At 49.1% G+C, this 22608-nt stretch carries 22 protein-coding genes, 2 tRNA genes and 1 pseudogene; 13 read left to right on the top strand and 12 right to left on the bottom strand.

Annotated elements, in window-relative coordinates; genetic code table 11:
- Window positions 1–162: 162 nt before the first annotated feature.
- Complete coding sequence (locus V5J35_RS23410; protein ID WP_354009437.1) at window positions 163–834, top strand: hypothetical protein; 672 nt, start codon at window positions 163–165, stop codon at window positions 832–834.
- A gap of 71 nt (window positions 835–905) precedes the next feature.
- Complete coding sequence (locus V5J35_RS23405) at window positions 906–1292, top strand: hypothetical protein (protein ID WP_354009436.1); 387 nt, start codon at window positions 906–908, stop codon at window positions 1290–1292.
- A gap of 56 nt (window positions 1293–1348) precedes the next feature.
- On the opposite strand, the gene V5J35_RS23400 is transcribed toward V5J35_RS23405, so the two are convergent.
- The 5 genes and pseudogenes from V5J35_RS23400 to V5J35_RS23380 all read right to left on the bottom strand — a co-directional run bounded on the left by V5J35_RS23400 (window position 1349) and on the right by V5J35_RS23380 (window position 6614).
- Window positions 1349–2119: an SDR family oxidoreductase gene (locus V5J35_RS23400; protein WP_354009435.1), complete on the bottom strand. Its 771-nt coding sequence runs from the start codon at window positions 2117–2119 to the stop codon at window positions 1349–1351.
- Between the two features lie 49 nt (window positions 2120–2168).
- The gene (gene mmsB / locus V5J35_RS23395) at window positions 2169–3050 is read right to left on the bottom strand and encodes a 3-hydroxyisobutyrate dehydrogenase (RefSeq protein WP_354009434.1); all 882 of its coding nucleotides are present in this window, start codon (window positions 3048–3050) and stop codon (window positions 2169–2171) included.
- Between the two features lie 50 nt (window positions 3051–3100).
- Window positions 3101–3905 (bottom strand): annotated as a pseudogene (locus tag V5J35_RS23390) (enoyl-CoA hydratase).
- Window positions 3902–5062: an acyl-CoA dehydrogenase family protein gene (locus tag V5J35_RS23385; RefSeq protein WP_354009432.1), complete on the bottom strand. Its 1161-nt coding sequence runs from the start codon at window positions 5060–5062 to the stop codon at window positions 3902–3904. Before V5J35_RS23385 ends, V5J35_RS23390 begins: the two are co-directional and overlap by 4 nt.
- Before the next feature lie 55 nt (window positions 5063–5117).
- Window positions 5118–6614 (bottom strand): CoA-acylating methylmalonate-semialdehyde dehydrogenase, encoded by a 1497-nt coding sequence (locus V5J35_RS23380; protein ID WP_354009431.1) that lies wholly within the window; start codon window positions 6612–6614, stop codon window positions 5118–5120.
- A 248-nt stretch (window positions 6615–6862) separates the two neighbouring features.
- On the opposite strand from V5J35_RS23380, the gene V5J35_RS23375 reads away from it, so the two are divergent.
- Together V5J35_RS23375 and V5J35_RS23370 are read left to right on the top strand one after the other, a co-directional pair.
- Window positions 6863–7306 (top strand): hypothetical protein, encoded by a 444-nt coding sequence (locus V5J35_RS23375; RefSeq protein WP_354009430.1) that lies wholly within the window; start codon window positions 6863–6865, stop codon window positions 7304–7306.
- A gap of 75 nt (window positions 7307–7381) precedes the next feature.
- Window positions 7382–8071 (top strand): Dph6-related ATP pyrophosphatase, encoded by a 690-nt coding sequence (locus V5J35_RS23370; RefSeq protein WP_354009429.1) that lies wholly within the window; start codon window positions 7382–7384, stop codon window positions 8069–8071.
- 19 nt (window positions 8072–8090) lie between these two features.
- Here V5J35_RS23370 and V5J35_RS23365 read toward each other — a convergent pair whose 3' ends face one another.
- The 5 genes from V5J35_RS23365 to V5J35_RS23345 form a co-directional block, all read right to left on the bottom strand.
- Window positions 8091–9605 (bottom strand): cobyric acid synthase, encoded by a 1515-nt coding sequence (locus V5J35_RS23365; protein ID WP_354009428.1) that lies wholly within the window; start codon window positions 9603–9605, stop codon window positions 8091–8093.
- Between the two features lie 142 nt (window positions 9606–9747).
- Window positions 9748–9821 (bottom strand) — tRNA-Cys (locus V5J35_RS23360).
- A 49-nt stretch (window positions 9822–9870) separates the two neighbouring features.
- Window positions 9871–9944 (bottom strand) — tRNA-Cys (locus tag V5J35_RS23355).
- Window positions 9945–10066: 122 nt separating this feature from the next.
- Window positions 10067–10882 (bottom strand): lyase family protein, encoded by an 816-nt coding sequence (locus V5J35_RS23350; RefSeq protein WP_354016517.1) that lies wholly within the window; start codon window positions 10880–10882, stop codon window positions 10067–10069.
- Window positions 10860–11927: a lyase family protein gene (locus tag V5J35_RS23345; protein WP_354016516.1), complete on the bottom strand. Its 1068-nt coding sequence runs from the start codon at window positions 11925–11927 to the stop codon at window positions 10860–10862. Before V5J35_RS23345 ends, V5J35_RS23350 begins: the two co-directional genes overlap by 23 nt.
- Before the next feature lie 660 nt (window positions 11928–12587).
- Between V5J35_RS23345 and brnQ the strand changes: the two genes are divergently transcribed.
- From brnQ to V5J35_RS23325, 4 genes are all read left to right on the top strand, one after another.
- On the top strand, window positions 12588–13922 hold the full coding sequence (gene brnQ, locus V5J35_RS23340; RefSeq protein ID WP_354009426.1) for a branched-chain amino acid transport system II carrier protein: 1335 nt from the start codon (window positions 12588–12590) through the stop codon (window positions 13920–13922).
- A gap of 40 nt (window positions 13923–13962) precedes the next feature.
- Window positions 13963–14265 (top strand): hypothetical protein, encoded by a 303-nt coding sequence (locus V5J35_RS23335; RefSeq protein ID WP_354009425.1) that lies wholly within the window; start codon window positions 13963–13965, stop codon window positions 14263–14265.
- A gap of 146 nt (window positions 14266–14411) precedes the next feature.
- Window positions 14412–14582 carry a DUF2986 domain-containing protein gene (locus V5J35_RS23330; RefSeq protein WP_354009424.1) on the top strand — a complete coding sequence of 57 codons (171 nt, stop codon included), beginning with the start codon at window positions 14412–14414 and terminating at the stop codon, window positions 14580–14582.
- Between the two features lie 23 nt (window positions 14583–14605).
- Window positions 14606–15121, top strand: coding sequence for a hypothetical protein (locus V5J35_RS23325; RefSeq protein WP_354009423.1), 516 nt, complete (start codon window positions 14606–14608; stop codon window positions 15119–15121).
- 238 nt (window positions 15122–15359) lie between these two features.
- Here V5J35_RS23325 and narL read toward each other — a convergent pair whose 3' ends face one another.
- Both narL and V5J35_RS23315 read right to left on the bottom strand, forming a co-directional pair.
- Window positions 15360–15995 carry a two-component system response regulator NarL gene (gene narL / locus V5J35_RS23320; RefSeq protein WP_354009422.1) on the bottom strand — a complete coding sequence of 212 codons (636 nt, stop codon included), beginning with the start codon at window positions 15993–15995 and terminating at the stop codon, window positions 15360–15362.
- Window positions 15988–17793, bottom strand: a complete 1806-nt coding sequence (locus tag V5J35_RS23315; RefSeq protein ID WP_354009421.1) for a histidine kinase — start codon at window positions 17791–17793, stop codon at window positions 15988–15990. The genes narL and V5J35_RS23315 overlap by 8 nt, the downstream gene beginning before the upstream one ends.
- A 276-nt stretch (window positions 17794–18069) precedes the next feature.
- On the opposite strand from V5J35_RS23315, the gene napF reads away from it, so the two are divergent.
- The 5 genes from napF (at window position 18070) to V5J35_RS23290 (ending at window position 22501) form a co-directional block, all read left to right on the top strand.
- Window positions 18070–18576: a ferredoxin-type protein NapF gene (gene napF / locus V5J35_RS23310; protein ID WP_354009420.1), complete on the top strand. Its 507-nt coding sequence runs from the start codon at window positions 18070–18072 to the stop codon at window positions 18574–18576.
- A complete protein-coding gene (locus tag V5J35_RS23305; RefSeq protein ID WP_354009419.1) occupies window positions 18563–18841 on the top strand; it encodes a chaperone NapD in 279 nt (92 codons plus the stop codon). The genes napF and V5J35_RS23305 overlap by 14 nt, the downstream gene beginning before the upstream one ends.
- Window positions 18842–18875: 34 nt before the next feature.
- Window positions 18876–21380: a nitrate reductase catalytic subunit NapA gene (napA, locus tag V5J35_RS23300; protein ID WP_354009418.1), complete on the top strand. Its 2505-nt coding sequence runs from the start codon at window positions 18876–18878 to the stop codon at window positions 21378–21380.
- 61 nt (window positions 21381–21441) lie between these two features.
- Entirely contained in the window at window positions 21442–21903 is a 462-nt protein-coding gene (locus V5J35_RS23295) for a nitrate reductase cytochrome c-type subunit (RefSeq protein ID WP_354009417.1), read from the top strand.
- 10 nt (window positions 21904–21913) lie between these two features.
- Window positions 21914–22501, top strand: coding sequence for a NapC/NirT family cytochrome c (locus V5J35_RS23290; protein WP_354009416.1), 588 nt, complete (start codon window positions 21914–21916; stop codon window positions 22499–22501).
- Window positions 22502–22608: the final 107 nt, after the last annotated feature.

Below are 22608 nucleotides of genomic sequence, written 5' to 3'. Positions count from 1 at the left end.
GTTTATTTGCATAGTTATTATAGACAAGCGTTGATTATCTGCCCCACCTTGTCAGTAAAACCGTTCATGGTTTAGAGTTATATAAACAGCCATTAGCGCATGAAGCATTTTTTCGTCACCCCATTGATGAAAAAACTTTCACGGTAAAAAACAGACATAATAATGATGCTTGAAGAACTGAAACAAATAGCACTTGATCAAAATCAAAAATTGATCACTGAATACCCCAGACAGAGGGGACATGGTGGGCTGCTGTTTCTCGGGCAAAATTACGCTTCCAACAATATTCTCTTTTTAGGTCTGGCACCACTAATTGATGAGGACAGCGAGTTTAATGCTGATCTGTTAACCACAAATTTACTGCTTGATGGCTTCTCTACACGGCGTTATTTCAGGAATGCTTCTTTTGCGTTTAAACAGAATGAACATTTACAACAGCAACTGGAAAACGCCACTTTCTGTTATTGCAGCCCGTTTAAAACCAAAAAATGGACAGAACTGTCATTATCAAGACAGAATCTGTTTCTGGAACATTCACGCCCGATACTGAACACCATTATGGAGCAGTGCCTTCCAGAATTCATAATTGTCTCAGGGCAGGATACCGTCGATATTCTGTCAGGCTATTTTGGAGATATATTTACCGACTTTAACGAGGTTGATCATGTCGATATGGATCGTTCTCACCGCTGGACTGAATACCTTTTCAAGATTAATGGTCGTCCCTCCGTACTGCTGAAAGCCCCTAATTTTTCTTATGCGTCCAACAAGGAAAAATTATTTCATCTCAGCAACTGGCTGTTTGAAAAAATCAGCCGGTCACCATACCGCTAAATCAGGGCAAGAGTCAGCTGACTCTGTACCATTCTCTGCTATGCTGTACCTCAGCCAATCAGGAGTAAAGCATGAGCGCAACAGCTAAAAAAGCATCTGACAATGAGCCAGATCACCAACTGAGTACGCTGACCGATCTGGTCAGAATCGTTGGTGAGACACGTTCAGACGTTAAAGTTCTCGACAGCAAAGTGGATCGTCTTGAACAAAAAATAGACCAGCAAGGTTCTGACATTTCTGTTCTGAAGACCGATGTCTCCGGGCTGAAAAGTAGCGTTTCTACACTGGAGACAGATGTCTTTGAACTGAAGAGTGACGTTTCCACACTAAAGACAGATGTCTCTGAACTGAAGAGTGATGTCTCCGAGCTGAAGACTGACGTCTCTGAACTGAAAGCTGATAACATAGAAATCAAAGAAACTTTAAAGCTTATTCTGTCAAGACTTCCCAACAACTAATAAACCATCTGACAAATGCTTTCATTAGAGACCGCCTTTGGCGGTCTCTGATGAGACTACCTCGGCTGCATCCTGATGCCTCCGTCAAGCCGAATGCATTCGCCATTAAGGTAATCATTTTCAACCATAAACTGAGCCAGATGGGCGACTTCCTCTGGTCTGCCCAGTCGTTTTGGATTCAGTACGCTGTCTGACAATGATTCAATAAACTCCGGAGACAGGGAATCAAACATGGGGGTTTTAATCAGTCCAGGCATAATCGTATTGCAGCGTATTCTCAGGCTGGCAAGATCCCGTGCAACCGGCAGGGTCAGTCCGGCAACGCCTGCCTTGGACGCGCTATAGGCGGCCTGTCCCATCTGACCTTCAAATGCTGCAACAGACGCAGTATTGATAATCACGCCACGACCACTTTCCTCTGAGATCAGCTGATTAGCTGCCATTTTTACTGCAGCAAGCCGCATAACGTTAAACGTCCCAATCAGGTTAATATCAATCACTTTTCTGAATTGATCCAGAGGAAAAGGCCCCTGTTTACCAACAGTTCTGGCAGCATCCGCCACCCCTGCAAAATTACAGCAGATATGAATCTGTCCAAACTCCTCACTGATGGTGTCGATGCCTGACTGCACCGACGCCTCATCTGTCACATCAACCGGGCAAAAAATAGCAGAACTGCCCAGCTCCTCCAGTAACGCTTCCGCTTTTTGACGATCGATATCGAAAACCGCTACCTGTGCGCCACCGGCAACAAAACGGCGGGCGGTCGCTGCCCCAATGCCTGAAGCACCACCACTGATAATGGCTACTTTATTCTTGAGATCCACAACGCCACCTTTTTATTGAAGAGTTTTATTGAAGAGTCTATTTATTTGTCTACTTAAGTGCCTGGAGAATACTGGAGAAATCCAGCTTGCCATGACCTTTCTTTTTATGAGCCATATAAAGATTCCGGGCAGCGCTGCCCATGGGAACAGCAGAGCTGCTTTCTAAAGCAGCCGACATTGCAAGCCCAAGGTCTTTTACCATCAGATCCACCATAAAACCGGGCTGGTACTGATGGCTGGAAGGTGCTGACTCCATAACGCCCGGGTAAGGATTATAAACTTCCAGCGCCCAGTTTCTGCCCGAACTGGCCAGCATAATGTCCGACAGGACTGTTGGGTCAAGCCCATTATCAACGCCAAGCTGTAGCGCTTCAGCAGTGCCAGTCATCAATACTGACAGGAGCATGTTGTTACAGATTTTAGCGGTCTGGCCTGCTCCACTGGGGCCGGCATGAAACAGATTTTTCCCCATGTCTGCCAGAACCGGCCTGGCCCGGTTAAAAGCTTTCTCTGCACCGCCACACATAAAACTCAGTGTGCCAGCTTTTGCGGCAGCAACACCGCCCGACACAGGGGCATCAATCATATCCAGACCCAGTTCTGATGCAGCGCTGGCGACTTTTTTTGCAGTCTGGGCATCAATGGTGCTGCAATCAATAATAAGAGGTGATCCTTCAAGACAGGCTAAAAGGCCACTGTCCCCCAGATAAACCATTTCCACATGCCGGCCTGCAGGCAGCATGGTAATTACAAATTCGACGCCATCAGCTGCCGCCAGTGCGCTGTCTGCTGGCTTTGCCCCCTGGTCAGTCAATTGCTGCATCAGGTCGCTGACCAGGTCGAAGACGGTCACTTCATGACCCGCTGCAAGAAGATTGGCAGCCATTGGGCCACCCATATTTCCAAGGCCGATAAAAGCTATCTTTGCCATGATAATTATCCTTCTAATTCGTTCCTGGTTCCTGGTTACTGGTTCAGCGTTCAGGCGTTTTTCCAGTTCGGCTTACGTTTCTCAAGGAATGCCTTAACGCCTTCCTGCTGATCCTCCGTATCAAACAGATCAAGGAAGCGTTCCCGCTCCTCTGGCAAAGCTCCTGCAATGGTTGCATCTCTGGCATGGTGTATAAGCTGCTTGCAGTACGCCACAGCTATCGGACTCTGTTCTGCCACTTTCGCTGCCAGTGCCAGCGCACAGTCTCTGGCCTCACCAGTTGCAACCATCTCTTCAATCAGTCCGATTCGCTCAGCCTGTTGAGCTGCTATACGTTCACCGCACAATATCATGCGCTTTTGCCCACCCCTCTCCAACCAGCCACGGCAGACGCTGTGTTCCTCCTGCGGCGGGCAATAACCCTACCTTCGCTTCTGGTAGTGCCAACTGGGCCTGCTCTTCAGCGATACGAATGTCGCAGGCCAGCGCCACTTCCAGCCCTCCTCCCATAGCAAAGCCATTAATGGCGGCAATGGATACACCCCGAAATGCCGCCAGTGTCTCAAAGGCTTTACCAAATGCCCTGGCCATATCCAAAGCAGCGGCGTTTTCACCAGAAGCAAACAGTTTCAGGTCAGCACCTGCGGAAAAGAATTTTTCTCCGGCACCGGTGATAACCAGGGCATAAATGCTTCGGTCATCGTTGAGCTTTTCAACCAGCGTGCAAAGCCCCTGAAGGTTTTCCAGATCCCAGGTATTAGCACCCGGATTGTCCAGAGTAATCAGGGCAGTATGGTCAGTGATGTCCAGTTTTAGCTTGGAAGTCGTACTCTTAATCGTCGTACTCTCAATCATCGTATCACCTCGGCCACATCATCCATTAACAAACGACGGCTAATGATCATTCGCATGATTTCATTGGTGCCTTCAAGTATCTGGTGTACCCGGGTATCCCTGACAAAACGTTCCAGAGGATATTCACGAATATAGCCATAACCGCCATGAATCTGCAGTGCTTCGTTGCAGATGTTAAAGCAGAGATCGGTCGCCAGTCGTTTAGCCATTGAGCAGTAAACACCGGCTTCTGCTTCACTGTTATCGAGCTTCCAGGCCGCCAGCCTGACCATCTGCCTTGCTGCCACCAGCTCCGTCGCCATATCCGCCAGTTTGAACTGTGTCACCTGAAACTCAGCTATCGACTGGCCAAACTGCTCTCGTTCTCTGCTGTAGCTAATGGCATGGTTAAGGGCAGCCTGGGCGGTGCCAACGGAACAGCTCGCAATGTTTATACGACCACCGTCCAATGCCTCCATGGCCATTTTAAAACCCTGACCCTCTGATCCCAGTCGGTGACTGACAGGCACTTTTACGCCATCAAAGGTTATCTGTCGTGTAGGCTGGCAGTGCCAGCCCATCTTGTCTTCAGCCTTGCCGTAGTGAATATTAGCGCTGTCAGCCGGAATAGCCAGAGCCGTAATGCCTTTAGCGCCCTTGCCGCCGGTTCTGACCATTACGATCAGAATATCCGTTGCACCGGCACCGCTGATAAAGACCTTGCTGCCATTGACCAAATAATGATCATCTACTGTTTTGGCAGAGGTTGTCAGCGATGCAGCGTCGGAACCTGATCCCGGCTCTGTTAAGCAGTAGGAAGCCAGTTTCTGGCCTGAAGTAAGATCCGCCCCCCACTGGTCGACTAATGCTTTACTGCCATAGCGACCAATCATATTGGTCGCCATATTGTGGATGGTCATAAAAGCGGTAGTGGATGTACATCCCTGTGCCAGTTCTTCGAATATCAGACTCGCATCAAGCCGTGACAGGTTCAGCCCGCCCGCTTCCTCTGGTGCATACAGCGACATAAAACCAAGATCACCTGCCTGTCTGAATACCTCGACAGGAAAAATATGGTCTCTGTCCCAAAGGGCTGCTCCCGGTGCCAGAACATCCTTTGAAAATGCCCTGGCAGTACTGATAAACGCCTGTTGATCATCGCTCAGCGAAAAATCCATAGTCCCTCCCATATTAATTGATCTGGAAAGTCCTTCTTTATAGACCTTTTTGTGACTACTTCAGGTTAATAGTGAGATTAGGCTGGCCAGATGTCTCTTCTTCGTCGTATATCCAGCGGGTTGTGACCGTTTTGGTTTCGGTATAAAAGCGCACCGCCTGCTTACCATAAGCGTGCAGGTCGCCCATAAAAGAACCTTTCCAGCCAGTGAAGGAGAAAAATGGCAGAGGCACAGGAATCGGCACATTGATACCCACCTGTCCCACTTCAATCTCATGCTGGTATTTCCGGGCTGCTCCACCAGAACGGGTGAAAATAGACGTACCATTACCATAAGGGTTGTGATTAACCAGCTGAATCGCTTCTTCCAGTGAGTCAACACAGACACAACACAGCACCGGGCCAAATATTTCCTGCTGATAAATAGCCATTTCCGGTGTCACGTCAGTGAACAGTGTCGGTCCTACCCAGTTGCCATCGGGCAAACTTTCTACTTCACAATCACTGCCATCAAGCAGGCAGGTTGCCTCCTGCTTTCCCTGTTGAATTAAACCAGTAATTCGTGCTTTTGCCGCTTTGCTGATCACCGGCCCAAAAGCGGCTCCGGTATCATCCCAGGCTCCGGGTCGCAGGGTGCTGAGTTTGTCGGCTAATTCCGGAATCCACGCTTTGCTCTGGCCCACAAACACGGCGACACTGATCGCCATACAACGCTGACCGGCAGCACCCACTGAAGCTCCAACGAGCTGATTCAGTGCCTGTTCTTTATCAGCGTCCGGCATAACTACACAGTGATTTTTGGCACCTGCCATGCACTGCACCCGCTTCATATGAGAAGTGCCTGTCCTGTAAATGGACTGTGCAACGCTTGCAGAGCCTACAAAAGAAATCGCCCTGGTATCGGGGTGTTCCAGCAGTCGTTCGACCTGAGTTTGTCCACCATGAACCAGTTGTACCACACCGTCCGGAATACCAGCTTTAACCAGCAGCTCCAGTAAACGTACAGGCGTCAGCGGCACCTGCTCACTGGGTTTCAGAATAAATGTGTTACCGCAGGCCACTGCCAGAGGAAACATCCACAGTGGAATCATTGCCGGAAAGTTAAACGGGGTAATACCAACGCAAACCCCCAGTGGCTGAAGGTAGCTGCTGGTATCAATGCCTCCGGCGACATTCCCGACAGTTTCGCCCATCAGCAAGGCGGGAATATTAGCTGCCTGCTCGACTACTTCTATCCCGCGCCAAACATCACCTTTAGCATCTTCAAAGGTTTTGCCAGTATCTTTTGCCAGCAGTTCCGCCAGCTCATCATGGTGTTCTTTAAGCAGTGCCTGATAACGCATCATCGATCGTGCGCGTTCAGGAACCGGGACATCTTTCCAGGACTTAAAAGCCTGTCTGGCACCGGCTACCGCTTGCTCTATTTCCGCATCAGTTGCCATGGGCAACTCTGCCAGCACCTCCTGGGTCGCAGGATTAATCACCGGTTGAGTAATCGTTGAGGCAGACGTTATAAACTGACCATTGATAAACAGAGGAACCTGATAAGCCATAACACACCCGACGTTATTAAATTTCTATCCAACAACATAGCAGACAGCTTCACAGTACTTCCATAGCTATTAAAAAAAGCCATCAAAAAAAGGCGTGATAATAAGTCCGTCACAATAAGTAAAACTGATGACAGCTATAACCAAAATGGAGGAGTAAGGCATCGTTAAATTGTGTAATGCTGAGTACCAGCACAGGCAAGCGTGATAAAAGCAATAATAATTTCGTGGGAAAGAAGGGAGTACTGGTCATGACGCTGACAGCCAATCCTGAGCAATATGCTGAAGTCGATTTTATGCTGCATTCTCCAATCTATCGTCAGACTATTGAGCCTATAGAATCCTGGCCTCGCCCTATACAGAACTCACGTGTATTTAACTTCAGACTAAAGCCGGGACAGTGCTTCCAGCATATCGAATTCAACTCGATGCTAACGCTGATTGGCCAATGGTTTGCCAGTGAACAGCTTTACTCCGCACACCTTAAAATCAAATTCCCCGATGACGATTCTGACCATGCCATCGACATCAGAGTCATGGATACACATTTCAGGCGTATGAAGTTTTATTCTGAAAATGGTGCCTATCTGCCAGAGACCCTTCGTTACTATCAGGATGTCCATAAAAGTCAGGTGCTGGATCTGTATTTGCACAACAGTGGACGTTTCTGGATTGAGCTGCATCCAGACGGGTGACAAACAGTTGAGTTCAGGTTGGCTTAAAGGCTGTACACTTCAGCTTTTTCTCCACCTCATCTGACAAAAGAACAAATGCCTGATAACCAGCCTGCAAATCATCCGTACAAAAACCAGTTCATCACTTCCTGGAGCGGTGGCAAAGATGCCTGTTATGCACTGCATCTCGCACAGCAGTCCGGGGCAAGTCCCGTTGCGCTCTTTACCATGCTCAGTGAAGACGGTGAACACACCAGCGCCCACGGTTTAAGCCGGTCGGTGCTTCAGGCCCAGGCCAATGCAATGGGCCTGCCCATACTGTTCCGCTCTTCAGGCTGGGGAGAATATGAACGTCACTTGAAATCGGTCATTGCAGAAAGTCAGAGTCAATTTCAGGCTAATACCGTTGTATTTGGGGATATCGATCTGGAATCCCATAAAGTATGGTTTGAAAGGGTTACCAGTGAGGCCGGTATTCAGGCCGCTTTTCCGCTCTGGCTGAAGAGCAGAGAAGCGTTACTGGCTGATATGCTGAGTTCCAATATAAGAACGATAATTGTGAGCATTCAATCTGAACGATTGCCTGATCACCTGTTGGGTCAGATAATGACTCCACAGCTTGCCAGAGACATTAAAAACCTTGGTATCTGTCCGAGCGGTGAAGACGGTGAGTTTCACACCCTTGTCGTGGATGCTCCGCTATTCAGTAAACCGATGAATATCAGTACTGGCACTACTCAATCAATTGCTCATGGTTATACGGCTCTGGAAGTCAGTGTCGTATAGCCATGGACTAGAAAAGGTATCAGCTGCTCATTGCAGACAACAGCTGTTTCATATCAACATGCTCTTCAATAGCATCGGCAATCCGGTCAATCCCCTGTTCACGGATCAGGTTATAGTCAGGAATGTCGATGTCCTGCCTGCCTGCCCAGTGCAAAATCGCTTTACAGGCTTCAGCATGATCAAAAATACCATGCAGATAGGAACCAAATATCTGCTGGTCTTCTGACAGCACACCATCCTCATGCTGTTCCAGCTGAATGATCGGTTGCTCCAGCGCTTTGCCGGACGTCTTTCCTGCATGGATTTCATAGCCGGTTACTCTGGCAGCTGGCTGATCCGGGAAACTCAGCTCTCCTGATACACGACGCAACTGCTTTTCTTCAGCAATGGTGGTCTCCAGCTCCAGTAAACCAAGACCAGCCAAACTTCCGGGCTCTCCTTCAATCCCTTCCGGGTCATGTACCCAATGCCCCAGCATCTGGTAACCACCACAAATACCCATGACTTTACCCCCGTAGCGAAGATGCCGGAGCAGGTCGCTGTCCCAGCCATTGTCCCGGATAAACGTCAGATCAGTACGAGTACTTTTGCTACCGGGCAGAATGATCAGGTCACAGGCAGGCAGCGCCTGACCTTTTCTGATAAAGCGGATGTCGATCCCGGGATGAAGACGCAGTACGTCAAAATCCGTATGGTTACTCATACGACTAATGACGGGTACTGCAATCACCAGTTTATCCTGATTGTCGTTGCTGAGCTGCTGTTCAGCCACTGCATCTTCCGCTTCCAGATGAAGACCATGCAGATAAGGCAATACCCCCAGAACAGGTTTTCCCAGCTCTTTCTCAAGCCACTCAAGTCCTGAATAAAGCAGTTTAATATCCCCACGGAAACGATTGATAATAAAGCCTTTTACTCTCTGTTGTTCCGATGGAGAGAGCAGTTTGTAAGTGCCATAGAGATGGGCAAAAACACCACCACGGTCAATATCCGAAACAATAATCACCGGGCAGTCAGCGGCTTCAGCAAACCCCATATTGGCAACATCGTTTTCCCGCAGGTTAATTTCTGCCGGGCTGCCTGCGCCTTCTACGACAACAGCCTGATAACTGCTTCGCAGGCGATCATAGGAAGACAGTATGGCTTTCAGGACTCTGGGCTTGAATTCGTGATAAGTCACAGCATTCATTTCGCCAATGGCACGCCCATTAACAATCACCTGGGCACCAATATCCGAATTCGGTTTTAACAATACCGGGTTCATATCCGAGTGAGGCTCAATACCACTGGCCTGGGCCTGAACAGCCTGGGCTCGTCCAATTTCGCCACCATCAATGGTCACCGCACTGTTCAGTGCCATATTCTGAGGCTTAAAAGGTGCAACACGAATGCCGCGTCGACGCAGTACCCGGCACAAGCCTGCAGCAATCACGCTTTTACCGGCATCAGAGGTTGTTCCCTGAACCATCAGGCTGAGTGATGGCAGAGCCTGTGGCTGTGGTGATGCTTGTGGTGATGATGAAGGTAGCGACATGGAAACTGACCAGTGAGAAAAAATATTTTCACGATAAACGAATCAGCGAATTATCCAACATCTTTGCAATAACGGAAACAGGAATAACGGAAACAGGAAGAGTGAAAGAAATCTTTTGAAAAACGATAGGGGGAAGTAGAAATGGAGGCGAGTACCGGAGTCGAACCGGTCTACGTGGATTTGCAATCCAGTGCATAACCGCTTTGCTAACTCGCCTTATAGGGGCGCAATTCAGATGAATATCAGAACTGCTGAAAATAGAAAGTGGAGGCGAGTACCGGAGTCGAACCGGTCTACGTGGATTTGCAATCCAGTGCATAACCGCTTTGCTAACTCGCCCTGTCATCTCTGACGCGCTTACAATGCTATCCATTTGTTTTAAAAAATCAAGAACTTGTTTTAAAACAGTGCCTTGCGAACGCGTCGCTATAGTATGTAAAACTTGACCAGTATGCAAGTTTTTAACGTCCCTGAGGCCAGGCCATGCGTTCAGGTTCAAGCACTTCATCTATTTGCGCTTCAGTCAGCAGCCCCTTTTCGCGAATCAGTTCAACCAGTCCTTTGCCGGTTTTCAGGGCTTCAGCGGCCAGGGCCGTTGAAGGCTTGTAGCCCAGAACAGGAACCAGTGCGGTCACCACACCAACACTGTGGTCAACATAATGTCTGCACTCCTCCCGGTTTGCAGTAATGCCCTGAATACAGTTGTTCCTTAATGTGGCTGATCCGTTCATCATCATACGAATTGATTCCAGCACAGAAGCCGCAATAACAGGCTCCATAACATTCAGTTGTAACTGGGCAGCCTGGGCCGCCATGCTGACCGTAAGGTCGTTGCCCATTATCTTGAAACAGACCTGATTAATCACTTCAGGAATGACCGGATTAACCTTGCCCGGCATAATAGATGAGCCCGGCTGACGTTCGGGCAGATTGATTTCACTAAAGCCGGAACGTGGTCCTGACACCATAAGCCGCAAATCATTACACACTTTAATGAGCTTGATAGCGAGGCTGCGCAGGTGTGCTGAGTAGGTGACAAAACCCTGAGTATCTGATGTCGCTTCCACCAGGTTTGGTGCCAGCTCGAATGGAAAGCCGGTTTCTTTGCGCAGGTATTCCACGACTTTGTCCGAATAGCCTGATGGTGCATTCAGGCCGGTGCCGACAGCAGTTCCCCCCATATTGATATGCAGGAGCATTCTGGCACCTGCTTCTAAACCGGCAATTTCGCCTTCAATAGTCAAAGCAAACGCCTCAAACTCTTGCCCTAGCGTCATGGGTACAGCGTCCTGCAGATGAGTGCGCCCCCATTTTCAGAACATTGTCAAACTCCTGCCCTTTGGCACGGAATGCAGACACCAGTCGTTTCAGTTCTGCCAGTAGCCTCTGATTGCTGGTCAACATGGTCAGTTTCAGAGCGGTCGGGTAAGCGTCGTTGGTTGACTGGGAAGCATTAACATCGTCGTTTGGTCGACAGTGCTGGTAGTCACCTTTTTCATGCCCCATTAACTCCAGCGCCCGGTTGGCAATCACCTCGTTAACATTCATATTGGTTGAAGTCCCTGCCCCACCCTGAATGACATCAACAGAAAACTGTTCAAGTAACTTACCCTGAACAATTTCGTGGGCTGCAGACTCGATGCCTTCACACACCTCACTGGAAATAACTCCGCAATCACGGTTAGCCTTGGCTGCTGCAATTTTTACCAGGGCAAAGGAAGCGATAAAGTCCGGATAGAGAGAAATAGGAATTCCGGAAATCTGGAAATTCTCTATTGCCCTTGCAGTCTGTACTCCGAAGTAGGCATCGTCAGGTACTTCTTTGTCGCCCAGCAGGTCCCGCTCGGTACGGGTATTACCGGGACACAGCTCCAGCGAATCCGGAGTACCGCGAGGTGCCAGGCGAGTCATACGCATCAGCAGGCTGTTAATGACCCGCCCATAGACGCGGATTTTAAGAGCGTCATCACTGTCGAGCATTTCCCGTAGTTTGTCACCATCAGCCACGAGGCTGTCCACGGATGTTCTGGCAATAGCCGTGGTGAAATAGTCCGCTTCACCCAGCAGTACGCCTTCACCAAGTGCATCGCCCTGACCGTAGGTGATGAGTGGTAATGAAGGCTTTCCTTCCGTTATCTGCAGGATGTCGACACTGCCGGACTGGATAAGTAACAGCTGATCACGCCTGGTACCTTCTTTATGGATTACCTCCCCTGCGGCAAAGCGCTTTACTGAAAACAGTCTGGCAGCCTGTTCTGCCTGATCCGCTTCGAGTTCCTGGAGAACCGGTATTCTGGAGATAATCTCTGCTACTGTGCTCATTCGGATAAACCTTTAGAAAGGGGGGGAATAGAGACCACTGGTAACCATCGGGCGAAGGAGAGACATCCGTCATAAGTCGTATTTTAATGAACGTTTCGTAACGACAGGGAGACGTCAGCCAGCCAATAGCAGTTTAGACAGGTTTGAAAGATACGCCTTATCGTTAAGGGCGCAAAAAATACCGGGATGGCTACTCTGATGAGTCAGGTAATTCATCAAACCGGTCCAGGGCTGACACTTCAAGAGGGGGCAACGGCTCTTTCCTCAGCTCTGTGGCATACTCGACAAAAAACGTACAGGGATTCAGAATGGCTATGAATACAATTGTCAGCATTTTGTATGTATTTATACCGGTTTACATATATAGGCCCTGTGCTTTATGGTGAAAAAATACACCGTTATTACAGGAAATGTAAATGCAGTCAGGTTGTGCCATGCGTCTTGAAAAAGCTTCTTTCGAAGCCCGCATTGCTGTGCCTGCCGTCCTGGTCATTTCCGTCGCTTTGCTACTAGTCGCTGTACTACTACAAGTAGTCATTAGCTATTAGCTGGCGGTGTAATTTTCCGTCAGTATGACTGGCGGAAGAAGCATCTCCAAACTTATCTCTTCCTTCGCCAGCACCTGATGGGACACCTTTTGAACCAGAGTCAGGAGTGCTCATGGCACACTCAACAAACAACAAAGCATTGAGTTTTAAAGATACAGTCGTTATCAGTCTGATGACGTTTGCACTGTTTCTTGGTGCAGGGAATGTCATCTTCCCCCCGGCCCTGGGGCTTGAAGCAGGAACAAGCCTGCTGCCAGCCATGTCCGGGTTTCTGTTTACGGCCGTCGGACTGCCTGCCTTTGCTCTGGTTGTACTGGGTATGGTGGGTAAAGCCAGCCAGTTAACCTCGCCACTTGCAACCGTGTTGAGCCGTGGATTCTGGATCGGATTGTTCGTAGCCATCGGCCCTGCTTTTGCCATGCCCCGTGCCGTTACCGTTGCCTATGAGATGGGATTACGTCCCTTTGTACAGGGCGACTTGCTGCTGCCATTTGCCATTGTGTTTTCCCTGATTACTCTGCTCCTGACTTATAACTCACAAAAGCTGGTGGACCTGATCGGCAAAGTGATGACTCCGGCAATGATTCTCATGCTGGCCGCTATTGCTGTGGCAGCGCTGTTGTTCCCGCTGGGCAATCCTGCAGAGCCGGGCGGTCAATACGCCATTGCACCTGTAACCGAAGGTGTGATGCAGGGCTACATGACCATGGACGCTCTGGCTGCCGTTGGCTTTGGCTGGGTGATCATACAGGCTATTAATAGCAAAGGGGTGACCTCCTCTGCCCAGATCGCAAAATCCACAATGCATATCGCCCTGATTTACTCCGTATTAATGGGGGGATGTTATCTTGCACTGGGCTACGTTGGAGCAACCGCTACTACGATTACCCAGGGAGCAGCCAATGGTGGTGAAATCCTGAGCCTCTATGTTTATGAAATCTTTGGCGGGTCTGGTCAGTTGTTGCTGGCAGGTATCATTATTCTTGCCTGCCTAAGTACTACCGTTGGCCTGACTCAGGCTAATGCGGAGTATTTCAGCTCAACCTTTAAATTAAACCGGAACCTTGTGTCCTGTACGGTTGTTATTGTCACCTGCATCATTGCCAACTTTGGCCTGGAGCAGATCATTACCTTCAGTTTGCCAGCCATATTGATATTGTGTCCGGTGGCTATTGCCCTGGTGGTAGCATCGTTTGTGTCTCACTATTTTCCGCAGGTTAAGCCTGCCCATAATGTAGCGATGATTCTGACGCTTCTGTTTGGCACGGTCGACGCAATGAATATTGTCGGCGTTATTCCGGCTTCTCTGGACACTGTATTTACAGCAAACCTGCCACTGTATACAGTCAACACCAGCTGGTTAATTCCATGTCTGACAGGCATTGTCGTACAAAGCCTGATGTCGGTACTGACAGGCTCTGCCACGAAAGCCCCGGAAGCGATCTGATCAGTTAGACGACTACAGTCTCTGGTTGAGTAGCCTCTGGTTGAGCAGAGGCTATTCACTGGAAAGCAGTTCCCACAAGGCACTTTTCTACCATGCGCTTTCTCATAATCATGATGAGCTGACAGAAATGGGAGAAATAAAAGAGAAGCTGGCAGAGGAGGCTGAGGTCAAGCTGGTCATGAATGAGGGAGAAAGATCCATCTATTTCTGGGTTTCTGAAGGGGAACTGATTGCGGAGTTTACCGGTAATCATGGCTGGTTTTTCCGAAACCGGAATAAAACCGATGTAACAGTCATTCTATCAACCGGAGGTGAATACTCGACGATGAAACGTGTTCTCTGACAAAAAGGCAGTGGGCAGCATTAAGATGATGCCCGCTGATTTAATTAACTAATTAAATAAATCAAAGTAACAAACGCATTTATATAAATTTGGATTCGCATTTGAAGCTGATATGATACCTGTATTTACAAATCGAGCTAACCACTATGAACCGCCGTAAAAAAGGGAACCAGATTTTAAAAGCACGGGCTAAAAGAGCTAAAGCCAAATTAGCGCCCAAAAACAATAAACCGAAATATATCAGCAAAGCTGATCGGGCAAAGTTGCATGCTGACATCAGTCAGGATGAGCAGCTCCCGGCCCATGATACTCACTGATTTAATTGATAAGTAAAATATTTATGGATAAGCCACTTCCAGTATTGATTCTGGATAAAAATGATTTTTCAATGAGCATCAGTATCCACCAGAAGATATGGCGATGTATCGATATTAGCCCTGTAAGGGGTATGCCCAAGGAAGTTTTAGTGGTTAGATCAACCTACCAAAACAATAATAAATTCACCATTGTTGCTTACAAAGTTCATGACTTATACCGAAACACCGGCCATTCTGTTCATGTGTTTGATATTTTAAGAAAACTTCTGAAATCTGAGTTTGAAAATGTGGGAAAGCTGTATCCAATAAACTTTATTGTTTCTTATGATAAGTTAATCGGAAAAAGCAGCATGGAAACTATGCCTGAATCTAACGCACCCATTGAAGTTGACCTTGATGGCAAAATAACCCTGTTACTGCCTTCGTTTGCCAGCAAGGGAGAAAATTACTTTGATGGAAAAATGGACAAGCTGACTGCCGTATTGTCAGAACACGACAGTGCCTATGTTGAATGGAAGGCCTATAACTGCCCCGAATGACCAGTGTTTTCATTCTTGCATTTTTACCACAAAACAACCGTAACCGTATATTTTTACAGTTACCTGTCGAGCAGCTGCTCACTACGACTTGATTCCAGCTTATTCAGTGTCTCAATGTGATTTTTCCAACTACCAGGCCTCCTCCCGGACTTTCCCAGAAAGTAATTTGTGTCATTTTTGGTCAGCCAGGCTGTACAAGCCCCGTTTTTGAACCATGTATTTTTTAACCCTGTAAGCGTTACTTTGCCCGGTTAATGAACCAGACAGCAGCCTCAACCCGTGACCGGCACCCTAGTTTACGTAAAAGTCGCTTGACATGAACTTTCACGGTTCCCTCACTAATAGCCATTTTTCGTGCAATGACCTTGTTGGTATCCCCTTCGGCAATAAAACGTAACGCTTCCTGCTCTTTTGGCGTCAGCAGGTCAAGCTTGCTGTTACTCTCGGGTTGCGGGCGCAGCACTGAGGCCAGTATCTCAGCCAGACGGTCGTCAACGGCGAGTTTTCCCGATGCGGCTCTGGCGATGTTGTCCAGCAGGTCATCCGGCTCCATATCTTTTAACAGGTAACCGTCGGCCCCGGCACGAAACATGGCGGCTACGTCTTCCTTATGTTCAGAAACCGTCAGTACCACGACTTTAATAAATATGTTTCGGGCACGCATCAGCTTCAGGGTTTCAAGCCCATCCATGCCTTTCATATTCAGATCCAGCAGTATCAGGTCAGGTGCCAGACTGTCTGCCAGCTCAATCCCTTCAATACCGTTACTGGCTTCACCAACCACCTCCAGACCGTCTTCATCGTTGATCAGCTGGGCAAGGCCTTTTCTGAGCAAAGGGTGATCGTCAATCAGCAATACTCTGGTTTTAGTCATTAGCTGTTTCCTTGTTTGCAAATCGCAGTTTCACCCGGGCACCGCCTTCAGGCGACGGCTCAAACGACAGCTGCCCCCCCAGTGTCACGGCGCGCTCCTGCATAATGGTGGTACCATAATGACCGCTGTGGTTTGCAGATGGGTTGTCAGGGAAGTCAAAACCTTTGCCATTATCGTCGATGAGTACATGCACTTCCCTATCCTCATGGTTTTTGCAGGTTATTTTTACATCAGATGCTTCGGAATGTTTGATGGTATTGACCAGAGCTTCACGAATAATCTGCAGGATATGAATTTGCTGATGAGCGTCAAGTGACAGATACCTAATCTGGTAATCAAGATGAAAATGGATGGTATCAGAACGTTTTTCAAATTCAGCCAGTGTGCCATGAATGGCCTCTTCCAGGCTGCCCTGTGAAATATTCAGCCGGAAGGTGTTCAGCAATTCCCGAAGCTGTCGGTAAGCACTGGTAATGCCTTCTTTCAGCTCATCAACAATTCCGTCAATGACTTCTGTCGTATTTTGTCGCGATAGCTGGCGTTGCAGTCGGGCCACCTGAATTTTCTGGAAGGACAGAGACTGAGCCAGTGAGTCATGGAGTTCTCTGGCAATCACCGAACGCTCTTCCATCAGCAGAAGCCGGTGTTCCTGCACCTGATAGCTGCTGCGATACAGTGAACTGGCAACGATGTCACAGAAGGTTGTCATCCATTGACGGCTGTCGTTAGACAGGTTCTTCCGGTCGCAGGCACTGATGCGCAGGTAACCATACTGCCTTCCCTTGAATCTCAGAGGGAACTGCTGGTCGTCAACGGATGACTGATGACATTCATCGCACTGCTTTTGCTGACAACACTGATTGTCGGGATTATGTTCAGGATCAATACGACGCAGGCTGATTTTTCCGGCATTGTTGTTTATGCAGAGATAACAGCTTTTGAGATTCAGCAGAGTCTTCCACTGCGACAGCTGTTCTTCAAGGCTTACCCGGTCATAAGGATTAATGCCAATCGTCTGCGATGCGTTATAAAGCAGCTGAAGGGCTGTGTTTGACACTTCCAGTGATCGGGTTTTCTGCTTCACCTGCGCTTCCAGTTGTCCATACAACTGGTCGAGTTCATTTGCCATACTGTTAAACGTACTGGTCAGTTGCCCCAGTTCATTCGGCCTGGTGTAGTTCAGCTCCAGGGCATCGAATTGCCCGGTACGAACTCTTTCTGCTGAAAGACTCAATGCTTCGATAGGTAAAAGCAGATTTTTGCCAATATAGCGGATGGCAATGACACCAATACACAACATTCCGAACATTGACAGTACGGTAAAAATAAACAGTTTTCTTAGCTTTTGCTCAGTGTCGTTTTGTAAGGCAAACACCAGCGCATCAATTCGGTCAACATAATCCGGTACATAACGAATAAACTCTGGGTGCGAATCCAGAGATTCTAACAGTGGTCGCATATGGCTGAACCACTCCTGCCTTAACAACCGATAACGTTTACCCAGTTGATTATTAAGCTCCATTAGTGAGGTCAGCGACGGATTGTTGATGCTCTTGTCATAGATATCAATCAGTAAACCCAGGGATTCGGTATCGGTCAGTTCAGGGATGAGAATCTGTTCAGAGAGCCGCCAGGACTGCATACGCAGAGAACCGGAAACATTAATGGCTTCGGCATCCGATTTGGTCGCCATGGCAAACCAGAGAGAGGCCATGACGCTGGTGAGCCCCAGTATGCCAACACTAATGATGACAACAAGCGCTTTGGTTCTGAGAGGGTGAGACGACAACGGATTCATACTTCCCTGGCTAATGAATGGTGTTTCTGAATTGATTCAAGTCAATAAACAGTCAGTTTGCAGGCCCTACCTCTAATAACCCTGTCCGGGGTTTATCAGAAGGGATGGGTAGCATGACAGCTTCGTGTATCAAACCCAAGCCGGAATGATAGTGGCTTTTATGTACCCCTAAAGAGGTATGGCTGGGTATTACCCCCTAATCATGACGCGCTTTTCAGGTCTTTTATGGTTTTTTTAACTTATTAAGATATGAACAAAATATTCAGTATCAACACCATGAAGTCACAAACCAGTCTGTCCCGCCGTCGGTTTTTACGGGGCAGGTTTAATCAGGAAAAACCTGTTCGTCCGCCCTGGAGTATCAGCGAGAACATCTTTCTCGATACCTGTATTCGTTGTACCGAATGCATTGAACGCTGCCCAAACGGTTTGCTGAAAAAAGGCAGTGGTGGTTTTCCTGAAGTCGATTTTTCCAGGGCGTCCTGCAACTTCTGCGGTGAATGCCAGAAAGCCTGTACGGTGGGTGCTTTAACAGATTCTGCGAAAAGCCCCTGGACACTTAAGCCAGTGATAGGAGAAGCCTGTCTGGCGAAAGCAGGCGTTTATTGTCGTACCTGTGCAGAAACCTGTGACGACGAAGTGATTGAGTTCCGGTTGCGGGCGAATGGTATGGCTGAACCTGATGTTAATACCGATTTATGTCGGGGCTGCGGTGAATGCTCATCATCCTGCCCTGTTATTGCCATAGAGCTGAAACAGAACGACACCCATGAAGCACTCTAATATCGATCCTGTCAACGACAAAGCTTTCACCATTGCAGGGCTGTTGGTTCACACACGGCCAGAGTGCTGTGCCAGTGTCACAGAAATTTTGAATGGTTTTGCCGGTGTTGAGGTACACGAAACAGACCCGGCAGGGAAGCTGGTAGTCACCATTGAGGAACAGACTGGCGAGAAAATCATGATCGATACGATCAGCCGTATTAACCAGACGCAGGGTGTGATGTCTGCCGCACTGGTGTATTCCCATCAGGGAACTGAAGACTGAATTCGAAATAACGTCACTACTCAGGGAGTGAAACATGAAACAAAGTCGTCGTGACTTTATTAAAAGCAGCGCCGTTGCTGCCACCGCTGCGGCAGCCGGGGTCAGTATACCGGCTTCTGCCAGCCAGCTGATTGCCAGCAGCAAGGATTCCGAAGTTAAGTGGGACAAAGCCCCATGCCGTTTCTGTGGTACTGGCTGTTCGGTGCTGGTAGGTACCCAGAATGGTCGGGTAGTGGCGACTCAGGCCGATCCGGAATCTCCGGTCAACCGGGGTATGACGTGTATCAAGGGTTACTTCCTGTCCAAGATTATGTACGGCAAGGATCGTATTCAAACACCGCTGCTGCTTATGAAGAACGGCCAGTTCGACAAGAACGGTGATTTTACGCCGATCAGCTGGGATCAGGCATTTGATATCATGGCGGAGAAGTGGAAAGCGGCTATCGCCAAAAGCCGCAATTCTGATGAGATGCCAGCAGTCGGCATGTTCGGTTCCGGACAGTGGACAGTCTGGGAGGGTTATGCAGCTGCCAAATTGATGAAGGCTGGCTTCCGTTCCAACCATATCGATCCTAATGCACGACACTGTATGGCTTCTGCCGTGGTGGGCTTTATGCGTACCTTCGGCATGGACGAGCCAATGGGTTGCTACGACGACTTTGAACACGCCGATGCCTTTGTACTCTGGGGTGCCAATATGGCTGAAATGCACCCGGTACTCTGGGCACGTCTTACCGCCCGCCGTCTGGGGTACCCCCATGTCAAAGTGGCGGTGATGTCCACTTACAAACACCGTTCTTTTGAACTGTCCGACAACTCCATTATTTTCACACCGCAGACGGATCTTGCCATTGGTAACTACATTGCCAACTACATCATTCAGTCCGGCAGTGTGAACGAAGAGTTTGTTAAAAAGCACACCCACTTCCGTCGTGGTGTCACCGATATCGGTTATGGCCTGCGTCCGGATCATGAGCTGGAGAAAAAAGCGGCTAACCCGGGCAATGGTGATTCAACACCTATGTCGTTTGAAGAATATGCCGGGTTTGTCAGCGACTACACCGTTGAGAAAGTCTCCAAACTGTCTGGCGTACCGGAACAAAACCTGGAAGAACTGGCAAAACTGTATGCCGATCCCGGGGTAAAAGTGGTGTCCCTGTGGACCATGGGGGTTAACCAGCACACCCGTGGTGTGTGGATGAACAACCTGATTTACAACATCCACCTGCTGACCGGCAAAATTTCCGAGCCCGGTAACGGTCCGTTCTCCCTGACGGGACAACCTTCTGCCTGTGGTACTGCCCGTGAAGTCGGCACCTTTGCCCATCGTCTGCCAGCTGACATGGTGGTGAATAACAAAGCACACCGTGACATGGCTGAGAAAATCTGGCAGCTGCCGGAAGGCACCATACCGGGAACCGTTGGATATCATGCAGTGTTGCAGAACCGGATGCTGAAGGATGGCAAGCTGAATGCGTACTGGGTGATGTGTACCAACAATATGCAGACAGCGCCCAATATTAACAACGAGAGTTTGCCGGGCTATCGCAATCCGGACAACTTTATTGTTGTCTCTGACCCCTACCCGACCGTAACCGGACAGGCTGCCGACCTGATTCTGCCAACCGCCATGTGGGTTGAAAAGGAAGGTGCCTACGGTAATGCCGAACGTCGTACCCAGATGTGGTATCAGCAGGTGCAGCCGCCGGGTGAGTCCCGTTCCGACCTGTGGCAGCTGATGGAGTTCTCCAAACGTTTCAAAGTGGAAGAAGTGTGGTCGGACGAACTGCTGGAAAAAGTCCCTCATCTGCGTGGCAAGACCCTGTTCGAGGTACTGTACGCCAACGGTAAGGCAAATGAATTCTCATTGGATGAAATACCCGAAGAACGTCTGAATCAGGAATCCCGTGATTTTGGATTCTACGTCCACAAAGGTCTGTACGAAGAGTACGCCGCCTTTGGTCGAGGCAAGGCACACGACCTGGCAGACTTTGAAGTGTATCACCAGACCCGCGGTAAACGCTGGCCGGTGGTGAATGGCGAAGAAACCCTGTGGCGTTACCGCGAAGGCTATGACAGCTACGTGAAAGAAGGTGAAGGTTTTAATTTCTACGGTAAGCCCGATGGCAAGGCCTGGATTTTTGCCCTGCCGTACGAGCCACCGCACGAGTCTCCGGATGAAGAATACGACCTGTGGTTGTCTACCGGACGAGTATTGGAGCACTGGCATTCCGGCTCCATGACCCGCCGCGTACCGGAACTGCATCGCTCTTACCCCGACGCACAACTGTTTATGCATCCTGACGATGCCTCAGAACGTGGTCTGCGCCGGGGTGATGAAATCAAGGTAATTTCCCGTTACGGCGAAGTGCGCACCCGTGTAGAAACCAAGGGGCGTAACCGCATGCCGAAAGGTCTGACCTATATGGCGTTTTTCGATGCGAAACAGCTGGTGAACAAACTGCTGGTCGACGCAACCGACCCGTTGTCCCGGGAAACTGACTTCAAGAAAACCGCCGTGAAAGTGGTAAAAGCCTGATTCGGGGAATTTGTAAGACTTCCGGTTTCGTAATGCCGGAAGCCTTCGCAGAAGATCAAGAGTGAAACAGACAATGAAAAAACTATTGAGTCTAGCGCTGGCTACAGCGGTCAGCAGTATGGCGGTGGCTGATTTTGTCAACACCGATGAGCTGGGTGGGCTGGAATCCCTTCGCAGTGTCAACATTAGTGAAGAAGCACCTGCGGAGCTAATGGCAAAAGTCATTGAAGGCAAGCGTTACGATCTGGAATTTGTGGAAATGCCACCGCTGGTGCCGCACCAGATTGATCGCTCCCAGACTGATCTGAATGCCAATACCTGCCTGCAGTGCCACAGTTCCAACAACGCCAGCAAGTGGGGCGCAACCCGAATTGCGGTGTCCCATTACAAGAACCGCGATGGTGAACAGCTGTCGGCTGTTTCCCCGGACCGTTATTTCTGTCTGGCCTGCCACGTGCCTCAGCATGACTCGAAACCATTGAAGGAAAACACCTTCGAGCCGGTTCAGTCATTAAAGCCGTAAGGAGAGATTCATGGCAAAGGAATCGTTGATAAAACGTTGCTGGACTCTGCTTCGCAGCCCATCCGGCAAAATCTCCATGGGCGTGCTGCTGGCTTTTGGTTTTGCGGCTGCGCTGGTGTTTCAGGGCACATATACTGCGGTGATGGACTACACCAACAGCATGGAGTTCTGTGTCAGCTGTCATACCGATGACGCTTATCCGGAATATCAGGCGACGGCCCACTATAGTAATGCTTCAGGTGTTCAGGCAGATTGTGCCAGTTGTCATATGCCTGCTGACTTTGGTCCGGCCATGCTACGCAAAGTGCAGGCCAGCAAAGAAGTCTGGGCGCACCTGACGGGTAAGGTGGACACACCGGAAAAGTTCAACGCTCATCGGCGTGCAATGGCCGAGCGTGAATGGGATCGCATGATGGCGAATGACTCTCAGGAGTGCCGTGCCTGTCATACCGAAAGTGCAATGGATCTGTCATTGCAGTCCAGAGTGGCTCAGAAGGCTCATACCATGGCACAGGAAAACGGGGAAACCTGTATCCAGTGTCACAAAGGGATAGCCCATGAACTTCCAATTATGACTGATGTGAAAGACTGGAACTAATACCAATCGCACTTTCAAAATCTCCTGTTGTGCAGCCATTTGAGTTCAATATTCTGTGTTGGGCTCAAATGGCTTGTTCATAACGGGGTTTGAAAGTCTGATGGGTA

It is taken from the genome of Endozoicomonas sp. NE40, from assembly GCF_040549045.1.
Classification (GTDB): Bacteria; Pseudomonadota; Gammaproteobacteria; order Pseudomonadales; family Endozoicomonadaceae; genus Endozoicomonas_A; species Endozoicomonas_A lisbonensis.
This window is presented reverse-complemented; position numbering and strand designations above follow the sequence as displayed.

Bases quoted from the DNA above. Each gene is read 5' to 3' on its own strand.
- V5J35_RS23365 (WP_354009428.1), bottom strand. From the start codon at position 9,605: ATGTCGCTACCTTCATCATCACCACAAGCATCACCACAGCCACAGGCT.
- napF (WP_354009420.1), top strand. From the start codon at position 18,070: ATGAAGTCACAAACCAGTCTGTCCCGCCGTCGGTTTTTACGGGGCAGG.
- V5J35_RS23345 (WP_354016516.1), bottom strand. From the start codon at position 11,927: ATGAGCACAGTAGCAGAGATTATCTCCAGAATACCGGTTCTCCAGGAA.
- V5J35_RS23385 (WP_354009432.1), bottom strand. From the start codon at position 5,062: ATGGATTTTTCGCTGAGCGATGATCAACAGGCGTTTATCAGTACTGCC.
- V5J35_RS23315 (WP_354009421.1), bottom strand. From the start codon at position 17,793: ATGAATCCGTTGTCGTCTCACCCTCTCAGAACCAAAGCGCTTGTTGTC.
- brnQ (WP_354009426.1), top strand. From the start codon at position 12,588: ATGGCACACTCAACAAACAACAAAGCATTGAGTTTTAAAGATACAGTC.
- V5J35_RS23325 (WP_354009423.1), top strand. From the start codon at position 14,606: ATGGATAAGCCACTTCCAGTATTGATTCTGGATAAAAATGATTTTTCA.
- V5J35_RS23410 (WP_354009437.1), top strand. From the start codon at position 163: ATGATGCTTGAAGAACTGAAACAAATAGCACTTGATCAAAATCAAAAA.
- narL (WP_354009422.1), bottom strand. From the start codon at position 15,995: ATGACTAAAACCAGAGTATTGCTGATTGACGATCACCCTTTGCTCAGA.
- mmsB (WP_354009434.1), bottom strand. From the start codon at position 3,050: ATGGCAAAGATAGCTTTTATCGGCCTTGGAAATATGGGTGGCCCAATG.
- napA (WP_354009418.1), top strand. From the start codon at position 18,876: ATGAAACAAAGTCGTCGTGACTTTATTAAAAGCAGCGCCGTTGCTGCC.
- V5J35_RS23290 (WP_354009416.1), top strand. From the start codon at position 21,914: ATGGCAAAGGAATCGTTGATAAAACGTTGCTGGACTCTGCTTCGCAGC.
- V5J35_RS23405 (WP_354009436.1), top strand. From the start codon at position 906: ATGAGCGCAACAGCTAAAAAAGCATCTGACAATGAGCCAGATCACCAA.
- V5J35_RS23305 (WP_354009419.1), top strand. From the start codon at position 18,563: ATGAAGCACTCTAATATCGATCCTGTCAACGACAAAGCTTTCACCATT.
- V5J35_RS23350 (WP_354016517.1), bottom strand. From the start codon at position 10,882: ATGACGCTAGGGCAAGAGTTTGAGGCGTTTGCTTTGACTATTGAAGGC.
- V5J35_RS23330 (WP_354009424.1), top strand. From the start codon at position 14,412: ATGAACCGCCGTAAAAAAGGGAACCAGATTTTAAAAGCACGGGCTAAA.
- V5J35_RS23380 (WP_354009431.1), bottom strand. From the start codon at position 6,614: ATGGCTTATCAGGTTCCTCTGTTTATCAATGGTCAGTTTATAACGTCT.
- V5J35_RS23370 (WP_354009429.1), top strand. From the start codon at position 7,382: ATGCCTGATAACCAGCCTGCAAATCATCCGTACAAAAACCAGTTCATC.
- V5J35_RS23375 (WP_354009430.1), top strand. From the start codon at position 6,863: ATGACGCTGACAGCCAATCCTGAGCAATATGCTGAAGTCGATTTTATG.